Genomic DNA, 13,421 nt, shown 5'->3' with positions numbered 1-13,421 from the left:
CAATCGCTTCTTGCTATTTGGTTCGCTTTATTTATTAGGTCTATTCTCTTTTAATCCATTTTGTTTTTACTATTTAATAAACGGAATCGTTATAGGATATTTGTATTTTTCACCATTTGATGTTTTGATCGAAGCATAAATGATTAAAAAGAATTCAGCCACTTTTAAAAGTACAAAAATTAAAACAGCAACTAAACCTACTGTTAACATTCCAATGTTTCCTTCAAAGTTGAAATTTCTAAAAACAAAATCGTGATCATTTAATACAGCTTCTACCGGAACATTTCTAAACAGTGTTATTAAAAAGGTTGGAACAGCAATTAGTACAAGCACTAAAGAATACAATAATAAACTTAACTGAAAATTAAGTACTTGTTTTCCGTGATGATCTACAAATTCTGAACTTTCCTTTTTTGAAGTCCAAAGTATTATTGGAAAAATATAATTTCCAAATGGAATAAAATATTGAGTTAATGCACTCAAATGAGTAAATGTAGCGGTGTTTTTTTCGGTAGTTGTTTCCATGATTAAAAGTATATAGTAATTTCTTATGCAAATATATATCTAAAAGACAGTATCTTGTTTCGCATAGTACCAAATATTAACATAATATTAACAAATTAGTTTGATATGTACGCATAGTATTTTTTTGTATTTTAGCAGAAAATCTAGCAATAATGAACCTTACAGCGTCAAAACTTAATAAATTTCTCTTATTTAAATTACCGTCGGCATTTATTTGCGGTGTACGTGTAAAAGAGATCGATGAAAACAAATGTGTGGTATCAGTAAAACACCGTTGGATTAATCAAAATCCGTTTAATTCCATGTATTTTGCAGTACAAGCGATGGCTGCCGAGCTTTCTACAGGAGCTTTAGTAATGTTCCAGATTCAAAAAAGTGGCAGGAAAATATCAATGCTTGTCGCTAATAATAAAGGAAATTTTACTAAAAAAGCAACTGGTAGAATCACTTTTACTTGTATAGATGGTCATTTAATTGAAGAAGCAATTGAAAAAACAATTACTACCGGAGAAGGACAAACTTTCTGGATGAAGTCTATTGGAACAGATGAAAAAGGAGTTCAAGTTTCCGAAATGGATTTTGAATGGAGTGTCAGAGTTAAATAAAAAACGTTAAATTCCTATTATAAATAAAAAAACGCTTCCAAAACTAGAAGCGTTTTTTATGGGAAATTAAAATTTATATTTGTTAGATTAACACTTTTTTCCACTTGCTTTTGCGGTTGGAGCATCACATTTTTTTCCTTCGGCCTTGCATTTTGCTTGGCATTTTTCTATTTCATCAGCACTCATCGCTTTTGACTTAGAATCTTTTTTAGCACAACAAGATTCTTTTTTAGCTTTTTCTTTTGTGGCAGTTTTACTTTCTTGCGCACTTAGATTCACAGTTAGAAATGCGATTGCTATACATGCTATTATCTTTTTCATTTTTATAATTTTAAATGGTTTTCATTTTTTGCTTTGGATATAAATCCAAAATTATAATTCAAATATAAATAATAATTTAAACCAATTTATTAAAATTTAGATTAATATTTACTTAACTGAATCCGATTCTAGCCCTGGAAACGTACATTTTATTTGATTATAATTTTTTTACTGTAATCTCCTTTTGAAGTTTTCATTTTTACGATATATACTCCTGAACTTAAATTTTTAATGGGAATTTGAATTTTGGTTTGATCTTCATTTTTCACGTCCCAATTTGCCACAGCTTGTCCTAATAAATTAAAAAGACGCACCTCATTTACAGTCGAATCAAGAATTTTATTTTGAATAATTAAGACTTTATAATTAGTAGAGTATAAAACTATAAGTCCGTTATTTAAGTTATTCTCATCAACATTGAGTGTTTTATTAGTGAATTGAAGAGAGAAACGATCTCGGTATTCGCCAACGGCTAATGAAATTGTAAAATCACTATTACGGATGTCATGATAAATACCCGTTACATTATCATGGAGGTAAATTTGAGTTGTTCCAGATGTGTTTTCGAGAGCATCAATTTTGATAGTCAGTTTGCCTTCGTTTCCTATAGTAAGCCCTAATGGGATTATTTGATTCTCATTAAAATCAGCAACGGCTTGAATTACATATTCAATATTATTAATTTCCCAAAACATATCATCTACACTCAAATCAAACATTGGAGCATCATAACCGATGTCGAACATTGAGGTTGTACTACTATCCGCTCCAAGTAATAGTTGTCGATGGACACCAAGTGAAGAGTAAAAACCGAGTCTTATTTTTGATCTGGTATCTGTTATTTCTTGTGTTGTTTTTTTAGTTTCCGAAGTTTTCATGAAAATGGAACTTGTTACATTTTCTCTCACGAATACCCGTTGACTATTTTTAAAAATCAAATCGCCACCATCAACCGTTGTCGGAATCATCGTTCCCGATAGGTCAGGGTCTAAAAAGGCATCAACAAAAAATCCTTGTGCTACGGGGATGTATCGTTCTGGTACTTTTGTACCAGCTCCAATACCCGTCAATGAACTGTCAGCAATACCAGCTACACCTCCCATTAGCGTATAGGTAGCATAACCACCTTCATATTCAGCCAATAAATGATTGTTTGACAGACCAAAATGATCCCAAAAATAAAGTGCGCCATTAAAAACATTTTTACCTAGTGCATTTCTACCAGCTAAGTTGTCTCTTATAAATTCGTCGGCGTCAAGAGCTGATGGGTAGGGATTTCCTACTAAGTACGTTTGGTCAAAAGGTAAACCTAATGTGATAGTCCCAGAATTAGGCTTTCCTACAAAGACATAGTTTTGCAGTGCTGTGATTGGAGCAATTCCACCGGTTCCTTTCATGGTATATCCTTCTCCAGTTTTTATGAGGCCGGTACTACCAACATATTTCCATTGAAAATAATCATTTAATTCCGTATTCGAACTTAGTGTTTGTGAATTGTAAGACCATAACCAGCGGTTACTGATTTTTATAGGACTTGAAATCCCTGCATCTGCAAAAAAGGCACCGTCATTAAAATCGATAGTACTCGGAATCAATGAATTCGTTCCATCTTTTAAAACAGTTGCAATTGAATAGGGAGAATTATTTACCGCTCCTTGAATACTTACTGGCGATGACCAATAGTTGTAATTGAAACTGTTTTTTTGACCTTGTTGATCTCTTTCAATATATCCGGAACTAGCTTCATCTAATATACTGTCATCGTATTGGGATGTTGTGTATCTCTTTTGTAGCAATTGTGATTGACCTACAAGATCAATATTACCATTTAATAATAAATAAAGGGTAATCCATAAACCTTGACCGTCATTATTTTCAATTGGCGAAGTAACAGCTGGATCTGCTATTGTTAATTTTCCGGCAGTTGAAAGTAATCCTAACACTGTTATGTCTTTATTTCCTGAATTAATGTTGTGTGATATTTGTACAATATTCCAGTCAATTGGAGTACTATTATCAACTCCTAAGCTGTTTGGCGCATCCCAAACATTAAAATAGGTCCAAGTAGTATCCGTACCCCAATCTTGACCATTAACTCTTGAAGTATATGGTATTGGAGCGGTTTGTTCTTGGGTGCTAGTAATATTTCTTAATTTACCTACTGCAGTTCCTTTTGTAGGATTGAGATAACCGCAACTAATGAAACTCATTTGGTAATAACCTAACAAATCGGTTGTCCATGAAAGTCCGTTTACAGCTACAGGAACGATTACTCCTGCAACGGCAGCTCCGTTGCTTTTAATTTCCTGATTCATAATTTGGTGCAATTGTTCTGGAGTTAATGCTTTATTCCAAATTCGAAGTTCATCCATCCATCCATTAAAATAGTTCATAGGTTGACTTCCGGATTTATTCATGGCTCCTAAAATACAATCAAAATCATTAGAAGTGGGTAAAGAGCCAGATGCATTTTTCACTTCAATACCATCAATATACAATCGATAGGTTGTGCCACTCGAAGTAACTGCAACATGATACCATCTATTTGTACTAATGGTATAACTAGTGGCAACTGTTCCTGCTCCATTCCAATTAAATGAAATTTTGTCTCCGATCAATTTCAAATCATAACCTGTAGCCAGATTATTAGAATCGCGTTTAGAAAATATGGTTTGTGTCCCCAATACAGAATTTGGTTTTACCCAAACTTCAATACTAAATGGCGCTGTAAAATCATAATTATCTTTAAAGGTTATATTGTCATTTGCCCCGTCAAAATTGATTGAAGCACAATCGGTCAAAACAACCGTTATATCATCTGAACAACCAGCCGCTGTCCATGTTAATACATAAGTTCCAGCATCGCCGCTAAATGTAGCATTAGGATCTGTATCATTTGGTAAAAAGGCGGCCGTATTACAAGGACTTACTGCTGTACTGGATTTAATAATCCATTTTCCTGTCGCACCAGTACCTAGAGCAGTATCCGTTACATAATTATTGTCCCAAGCTCCTTTTGCAATATTTTGCGCAGCAGTGAGCCTATTGTCATACGCATTAAGAGTTACTGTATTATTACCACAGTCAGCAGCTAGAATTGCAAGATCTTTCCCTGCATAGGCAAAGTTTACATTAACGGTTACAAATTCTGTTCCTTCTATTCCTGAACTTCTACATCCATTAATTAAACTTGTAACTCCGTACACTTGAACTCCAGGTGAAACAGGCGTTATATTCGCCGTATTTATTGTTGAGATTATATTTCCATCTTCATCAGTCCATTCTATTGTTTGATTTGGCGGAGCATCGGGGAATTTAAAATTATCCAAAGCCCAGGCACTATTTGTATTCGCTCCTATAAAAGTAAATTTTACTCTTAATTGTGTTTGGCCTATAAAATTTTGTAGATTGAAAGAAGTATTGTCATTCGCAAAGGTATTAAAGAGAGCCGATTGAGCCACTCCGGTAATATCTTGTAAAGTAACGGTGTAACTTGTACCACCGTTCAGTGAAAGTTCAATGAGTATGCGGTCTCCAGCCAATAATTTATAGGCCTGATCAAATCCAAAAGAAAAGGTTGTTAAGCCTAATGAATTAAATACAGGTGTTTGTAAGGTTGAGGTTAGCGGACCATTAGCAATTGCAAATTTTGGATTACCAGAATCATAAATGATTCCGCCTGGAAAAGGATGTGGGTTTGTACCAGACCAATGGTTAGAACTCGTATTATTGGCAGAAGCGGTGTAACCTCCAGGGGAACCATCAACTAACCAACCTCTAGGATCTTGCGTATTCAATTGCCCTGTTTGAAAATTACCGCCTTGCAAAAATTGCCCCGTACCATAACCGCTTTGGGATGTAAATAACGAAGAACTTCCTAAGCATAAAGTTGAAGGTGATGCCGATACAGGATCTGGTTTGATATTTGGCGGAATAACATTTACAATTGCTATGGCTGAATAAGCAATTCCACAAGCTCCACTTTCAAGTACTGCTCTGTATAATGTTGTTTGACTGATATTTGTAAAATTATTTGTTGTAGTCGTATTTGCAATAGGCACCCAAGTTACGCCACCATTAGTAGTGTATTCCCATCTTAGAATATTCCCAACAGTACTACTTAAATTAAGTGTACCACTACCTAGATGACAGGCAGTAATTATATTACTTATTACTGTGGGAGTAGCACTAAAAAAACCAGTTATTGAACCACCAATGGTTACAGGATGAATTGTCAATAATTGGGAATGGGTAACAGCTATACAACCACCTGATGCTGCTATAGTATTGGTAACTGTATATGTTCCTGCTGTGCTTGTCGCCAAATTGATTGCTCCCGTAGATGAATTAATAGACAATCCCGCAGGTGTCGCGCTAAATACTCCTGCAACTCCACCTCCGGTAAAAGTCAACAATGGATTTGCAGCACTCTTACAAAAAGTAGTGGAACCATAATTAAATGTAGCAACAGGAAGCGGATTAATAGTAACCGTAGTTGTTACTGCTATGATAGCGCAACCTCCAGAAGCCGGAATTGTATAGGTTACTGTGTATGTGCCTGCAGTACTTGAACTAGGTGTTATTGCTCCCGTAGCTATATTAATTGATAATCCGGCAGGGGCAGAATAGGTTCCTCCGGTATAAGCATTTGTTCCCGTTAAATTTACTGCTTGTGCCGTACTTATTGAATTGCAAAAAGGAGTTCCCGTATAACTGATAGATGCCGTTGGAATAGGCGTAATCGTAACACTAGTAGTTGCTGAAGCAGGCGCACAACCACCAATAGTAGGGCCGGTATAAGTTACAGTATAAGTTCCAGCCGTACTTGTACTAGGGGTTATTGCTCCAGTAGTTGTATTAATTGTTAATCCACCAAGAGCTGAATAGATTCCTCCGGTATATGCATTTGTGCCCGTTAAATTTACAGCTTGAACACTACTGGATGAATTACAAAAAGGTGTTCCTGTATAACTGATAGTTGCCGTTGGAATTGGAGTAATCGTCACACTTGTTGTTGCTGAAGCAGGCGCACAACCACCAGTGGTAGGACTAGTATAAGTTATTGTATATGTACCAGCAGTGCTTGAACTAGGTATAATTGCTCCGGTAGTTGCGTTAATTGTTACTCCACTTGGAGCAGTATAGGTTCCCCCGGTGTAGGCATTTGTGCCACTTAAATTTACCGCTTGAGCACCACTTGATGAATTACAAAAAGGTGTTCCTGTATAACTTATAGTTGCCGTAGGAATTGGAGTTATCGTAACTGTTGTGGTCGCTGTTACAGGCGCACAAATTCCAGTAACAGGAGTTGTATACGTTATGGTATAAGTTCCTGCGCTGCTTGTACTAGGAGTTATTGCTCCAGTCGAAGTGTCTAAACTTAATGCTGGTCCGCCTGAAACAATTGAGTAGGAATAAGAACCTCCTGTAAAGGCATTTGTTCCTGTTCTTGTTACAGATTGAGCGGTTGTATTATTTTTACAAAATGGATTTCCTACATAACTAATTGATACTGTAGGAATTTGTGTTACCATTAATGTTGCTATTGCTGATTGTACAGAGGAACAGGTATAACCAACTGGCCCTGAAATTACTACATCGTAGTTTGCAGCATCTCCTGATGCAATAGAATTTATTGTTAAGGTTGAAGCTGTTTGTCCAATAATATTCGAACCATTTTTTCTCCATTGATACGATAAAGGATCTCCGTTTGCATCAGCAACTACGGTAAATGTAACATTAGAGCCATTACAGAGTGATTGTGAAACAGGTTGAGAAGATACTATAATCGCTTGATCTACATTCAATGTCCTTTGTGCAGAAGTGACTGCATTACAGGGTGATGCTCCATTAATAACTACATAATAACTACCGTCATCACTTAAACTTGCTTGATTGAAATTAAGATTAGCAGCTTGCGCACCCGAGATATTAGCTGAATTAACTATTGCTGTACCACCAGGAGCGGCGCCTTTATACCATTGATACGTTAAGCCGTCACCAACGGCAAATACGCTTAGACTTGAAGGAAAACTGGCACATATACTTGTATTCGAAGGCTGATTTGTAATTGCAACAGCTTTTTTTATCGTTAGAATCATATTGGCATTTAAAGGTCCACATGGACCAATTGGATCATTAGTAGAATACGTTAAAGTAACTGTGCCTGAATTAATATCAGTTGCACTTGGGCTATAAATAGCAGTTGGTGTATTGTTATTAAATGTACCACTTCCACTTGTACTCCAAGTAGCCGAAGCAGCACCACCTCCAAATGAACCCGCCATTGTAGCTGTAGTATTTGAACAGATAGTTTGATTTATTCCAGCACTAACTGTTGAAGCTTCATTCACACTAATGGTTCTAGTAGCACTTACGGCAGAACAGGCAGTTAATGCATTTGTAGTAAGAGTCAATGTAACAGTTCCACTGAAATTAGCAACAGGAGTATAAGTAATGGTCGCAGGAGTTGCCGTTTGAGCTGTACTGCTTAAGGTTCCTCCGCCTAAAGTAATAGACCATGCTCCGGTAGTAGCTCCACCACCGATACTTGCACTAGAAAGTGTAATCGCAGACGGTGTTGGAGATTGACAAACAGTTACAGTTCCTCCAGCATTTACCGTTGGAGCAGCATTTACAGTAATGGTTTTTACAGCACTTATGACTAAACAGCCACTTAGAGCATTTGTAGTAAGAGTAAGAGTGACAGTACCGCTGAAATTCACAGCGGGAGTATAAGTAACGGTTGAAGGAGTAGCAGTTTGGGCTGTATCGCTCAATGATCCACCTCCCGAAGTGACAGACCATGCTCCGGTTGTAGCTCCACCACCAATACTTGCACCCGATAATGTAATCGCAGACGGTGTTGAAGATTGACAAACAATATCAGGACTTCCAGCATTTACAGTTGGAGCAGCATTTATAGTGATGGTTCTGGTTGCACTTATGACAGAACACCCAGTTGGTGTATTTGTAGTAAGAGTCAACGTGACTGTACCGCTGAAATTTACAGCAGGAGTATAAGTAACTGTAGCAGGAGTTGTTGTTTGTGCTGTACTACTTAATAATCCACCTCCCGAAGTAATAGCCCATGCTCCGGTTGTCGCTCCGCCACCAATGGTTGCACCAATTAGTGTAATTGCGGATGGTGTTCCCGATTGGCAAACAGTATTAGGGCCTCCAGCGTTCACAGTTGGTGTTGCATTGACACTAATAGTTCTAGTTGTACTTTCGACAGAACACCCAGTTGGAGTATTTGTAGTAAGAGTCAAGGTAACGGTTCCGCTAAAATTCACAGCAGGAGTATAAGTAACGGTTGAAGGAGTGGTAGTTTGGGCTGTATCGCTCAATGATCCACCTCCCGAAGTGACAGACCATGCTCCAGTTGTAGCTCCACCACCAATACTTGCACCCGATAATGTAATCGCAGACGGTGTTGGAGATTGACAAACAATATCAGGACTTCCAGCATTTACCGTTGGAGCAGCATTTATAGTGATGGTTCTGGTTGCACTTATTATAGAACACCCAGTTGGTACATTAGTAGTAAGAGTCAACGTGAGTGTACCGCTGAAATTTACAGCAGGAGTATAAGTAACAGTAGCAGGAGTTGCTGTTTGTGCTGTACTACTTAATAATCCACCTCCCGAAGTAATAGCCCATGCTCCGGTTGTAGCACCGCCACCAATAGTTGCTCCAGTTAATGTAATGGCTGCTGGTGAAGCTGATTGACAAACAATATCTGCTCCTCCAGCATTTACCGTTGGAGGAGCATTCACGGTAATAGTTCTTGTTGCGCTTGCTGGAAAACATGCAGTTGGTGCATTTGTGGTAAGAGTCAAGAAAACTGTTCCGTTGAAATTTGCAGCAGGAGTATAGGTAACGGTTGCGGGAGTACCAGTTTGGGCTGTACTACTTAATAATCCACCGCCTGTAGTTATAGACCATGCGCCAGTTGTGGCTCCTCCGCCAAGAGTTGCTCCGACTAATGTAATGGGTGAAGGAGTTGGAGATTGACAAATCACATTAGATCCTCCAGCATTTACCGTTGGAGCGGAATTTACAGTGACAGTTGCAGTTCCTGAAATAGTTTGACTACATGTTGGAGTTGATGTATATGAAACATTTGTTAACGTATAGGTCGTGCTTGAAGTCAATGCCGCTGTAGTTAATGTAGCTGTTCCACTTGCTCCAACATTCACAGTTGATGAACCGGCAACACCCGAAACGGTATAAGTTAGAGTTGTATTAGGAGTTGCAGTGAATGTTATATTAGATGTAGATCCATTACAGATTGGATTTGCTCCAGTTACACTAATGTTGGCTGTAGGAGTAGGAAGAACTGTGATAATCATTTGGTCAGTTGCAGTTCCACAGCTACCCTCTGCTTTCGCAGTTGCAGTAAGTATAACTGAACCTCCATTAATTACTATTGTATTATCAATTGTATAAGTACTATTGTATTTTCCTGAATTTGAAAAAGATCCTGATGGAGCGCTCCAAGTTAAATCATTATTTATATTGGTAGCTCCACCAGCTGTTGCATTTAGTATGACGCTTGTTGTACCAGCACATATAATTTGATCAATTCCAGCATTTATGTAGGCAAATGTGCCTACTGTTACGCCTAAATTTTGACTAATACTTGAGCCACAAGCATTCGTTGCAGTAACAGAAATATTTTTATTACCAGTAGTTTGGACATTTGCATTGACTGTTATTGATGTGGTTCCCTGACCTGATGTAATTGACCATCCAGCAGGGACATTCCAAGTGTAACTAGTTGCATTAGCAACAGCTGGTATTGAATACATTAAACCTGTGGCTACCGGACAAATTGAACTAGCTTGACCAATAGCAGCGGTAGGGGTTGCCGGGGTTGCCGGGGTTGCAGTATTTACAGAAACCGCAAAAGTTTGAGCGCTACTTGTTCCGCATGAATTATTAGCAATTACAGTAATATTTCCACCAACTGCGTTGCCTGATGTTGAAACGGTAATAGAACTTGTATTTATACCAGCTGTTATACTCCATCCTGACGGTAAAGACCACGTATACGATGAAGCATTTGCAACAGCAGATATACTATAAACAAGTCCCGTTCTGCTTATGCATTGTTCTGCAGCACCACTTATTGCTCCCGGTATTGCTGGTGTTGCTGGACTTACTGTTACCGCCAAAGTTTTTGCTAAACTCGTTCCGCAGCTATTTGTTGCAGTAACACTAATAGTTCCACTCTGGCCTGTATTACCTGATGTAACGGTGATTGAATTTGTTCCCGCACCTGCAGTTATTGACCACCCTGTTGGGACTAGCCAAGTATAAGTTGTAGCATTAGTTACTAAAGCGATGCTATATACTAATCCAGTAATTGCCGGACATACAGTCGATGTTCCAGTAATTAATACTGGTGTTACTGGTGTTGCCGGACTAACGGTTACCCCAAGAGAACTAGATGAACTCGTTCCGCAGCTATTTATTGCTGTGACACTAATAGTTCCATTTTGACCCGCTGTACCTGATGTTACAGTTATTGAATTTGTTCCTGCACCTCCGGTTATTGTCCATCCAGTTGGTACTGTCCAAGTATACGATGAAGCATTTGCAACAGCAGCAATACTATATGTTTGTCCTGTTAATGCAGGACATTGTGTAACCGTTCCTGATATTGCTCCTGGCGTTGCCGGTGTTGCAGGACTTACGGTTACTCCAAGAGAACTAGCTGAACTTGTTCCACAGCTGTTTGTTGCAGTAACGCTAATAGTTCCATTCTGGCCTGTATTACCTGATGTAACGGTGATTGAATTTGTTCCTGTGCCTGCAGTAATTGACCATCCTGATGGAACTGTCCAAGTATAAGTTGTAGCATTAGGAACTGCTGTTATACTGTATGTTAATCCAATAATTGCCGGACATACAGTCGGTGTTCCGCCAATTAATCCTGGTGTTATTGGTGTTGCCGGACTTACGGTTACTCCAAAAGAACTAGCTGAACTCGTTCCACAGCTATTTGTTGCAGTAACACTAATAGTTCCATTTTGGCCTGTACTACCGGATGTTACAGTAATAGAATTTGTTCCTGTACCTGCAGTAATTGACCATCCAGTTGGTACTGTCCAGTTATACATTGCAGCATTTGCTACTGCAACAATACTATACGTTTGCCCTGTTAAAGCAGGACATTGTGTTCCAGTTCCAGTTATTCCCCCTGGCGTTGCAGGTTTTGCCGGATTTATGGTTACTACTAGAGTACTATCTGTACTCGTTCCACAGCTATTTGTGGCTGTAACACTAATAGTTCCATTTTGACCTGCATTACCAGATGTTACAGTTATTGAATTTGTTCCTGCACCTGCTGTAATAGACCATCCAGTTGGTACTGTCCAAGTATACGATGAAGCATTTGCAACAGCAGCAATACTATATGTTTGTCCTGTTAATACAGGACATTGTGTAACCGTTCCCGTTATTGCTCCTGGCATTGCTGGCGTTGCCGGACTTACAATAACGGGCAAAGAGTTAGAAGGACTTGTGCCACAACTATTTGAAGCGGTAACACTGATGTTTCCATTTTGTCCTGCGCTTCCAGATGTCACAGTAATAGAATTTGTTCCTGCGCCTGCAGTTATTGACCATCCATTTGGAATTAACCAAGTATAACTTGTTGCGTTGATTACTGCAATAATGCTATACGTTAATCCGGTAATACCAGGACACACAGTTGGTGTTCCTGAGATTACTCCAGGAGTTGCTGGTGTAGCCGGATTAACTGTGATGGTAATACTATTGCTTACATCAGTTATTGGCGATACGCAAATGGCATTAGATGTTAGTTTAACAGTTACGATATCCCCATCGGCAAGTGATGAAGTAGAAAAACTAGGACTATTTGTGCCAGTATTAATACCATTAATCATCCATTGATACGAAGGAGTCGTACCCCCATTCGTTGCTAAAGCAGAAAAAATTACCGAACTGCTTGGGCAAATGGTTGTAGTGGAAGCGGATATACTCACAGATGGTACAACAACATCATTCACAGTCATTGTAATTAAATTACTGGTAACTGGAGAAGTACAAGCAGTGCTGGATGTTAATACAACGGTTACTTTATCTGTATTCACAAGTGAAGTAGAAGTAAATGTTGGAATATTGGTTCCAACGTTTATACCATTTACTTTCCATTGATAGGAAGGAGAAGCTCCTCCATTAATTGGAGTAGCTGTAAAAGTAACGGAGGTACCTGCGCAGATGTTATTTCCCGGATTTACTGCGATTGATACAGTTGGTAACGGATTCACAATTACTGTAAAGGTTGCTGTTTGAGTTTGAGGAGCACAGGTATTGTTGCTGGTTACTGTCATTGTCAAAGTAACAGAAGTTCCCGCATCGGCAGCAGTTGGTGTATAAGTTGGCGTTAGCGTTGTAGCTCCTGCGGTAATTGTTCCTGCCCCGTTTTCAGTCCATGCGATTGTTCCGTTAGTTGCGGAAGCACCACTTACGGTTGCCGTTGCATTAGAACAAATAGTTTGTGTTCCACCGGCAGTTGCAGTTGGTAAAGAATCTACTGTAAAAATTCCTGCACTGGAAGCAGTTCCTGAAGGAGTAACTACTGAAATAAATCCAGTTGTAGCTGTTGCACTCAGTATTGCGGTTATTTGGGAGCCATTATCGACAGTAAAAGAAGTTGCTTTTATACCATTAAAGGTGACTGAAGTCGCTCCGGTAAAATTAGTTCCAGTTATGATAACTGAATCCCCAGAATTGGTACAGGCATTAATTGGATTAAAATTCGATATGGATTGGGCAAAACTATCAATACTGAACAGAAAAACAATCAAAACAATTAAAAGAGAATTCTTCGAATTTAGTAATACAAAAAATGAATTTATATTGAATCTAAAGTAATTTTTTTTCATAATAGGCACACTTTTTAATCAAACAATTAATGATTTTGTAAACTGGGCATAG

Annotated in this window: 4 protein-coding genes; 1 reads left to right on the top strand and 3 read right to left on the bottom strand. The window is 38.4% G+C overall.

The features are described from left to right. Positions 1-69 precede the first annotated feature (69 nt). On the bottom strand, positions 70-525 hold the full coding sequence (locus tag ACNQGD_RS08895; RefSeq protein WP_417999049.1) for a DUF4870 domain-containing protein: 456 nt from the start codon (positions 523-525) through the stop codon (positions 70-72). Positions 526-677: 152 nt separating this feature from the next. On the opposite strand from ACNQGD_RS08895, the gene ACNQGD_RS08890 reads away from it, so the two are divergent. Further along, positions 678-1,130 (top strand): DUF4442 domain-containing protein, encoded by a 453-nt coding sequence (locus tag ACNQGD_RS08890; protein WP_417999048.1) that lies wholly within the window; start codon positions 678-680, stop codon positions 1,128-1,130. 87 nt (positions 1,131-1,217) lie between these two features. Here the strand turns inward: ACNQGD_RS08890 and ACNQGD_RS08885 are convergent, their stop codons facing one another. Next, positions 1,218-1,451, bottom strand: coding sequence for a hypothetical protein (locus ACNQGD_RS08885; RefSeq protein ID WP_417999047.1), 234 nt, complete (start codon positions 1,449-1,451; stop codon positions 1,218-1,220). Between the two features lie 149 nt (positions 1,452-1,600). Beyond that, positions 1,601-13,369: a LamG-like jellyroll fold domain-containing protein gene (locus tag ACNQGD_RS08880; RefSeq protein ID WP_417999046.1), complete on the bottom strand. Its 11,769-nt coding sequence runs from the start codon at positions 13,367-13,369 to the stop codon at positions 1,601-1,603. Positions 13,370-13,421 lie beyond the last annotated feature (52 nt).

Source organism: Flavobacterium glucosi (assembly GCF_048286535.1).
Lineage (GTDB): Bacteria > Bacteroidota > Bacteroidia > Flavobacteriales > Flavobacteriaceae > Flavobacterium.
This window is presented reverse-complemented; position numbering and strand designations above follow the sequence as displayed.

What these genes read in the sequence shown, in the direction of transcription:
- ACNQGD_RS08895 (WP_417999049.1), bottom strand. Translation starts at nt 525, where the DNA reads ATGGAAACAACTACCGAAAAAAACACCGCTACATTTACTCATTTGAGT.
- ACNQGD_RS08890 (WP_417999048.1), top strand. Translation starts at nt 678, where the DNA reads ATGAACCTTACAGCGTCAAAACTTAATAAATTTCTCTTATTTAAATTA.
- ACNQGD_RS08885 (WP_417999047.1), bottom strand. Translation starts at nt 1,451, where the DNA reads ATGAAAAAGATAATAGCATGTATAGCAATCGCATTTCTAACTGTGAAT.
- ACNQGD_RS08880 (WP_417999046.1), bottom strand. Translation starts at nt 13,369, where the DNA reads ATGAAAAAAAATTACTTTAGATTCAATATAAATTCATTTTTTGTATTA.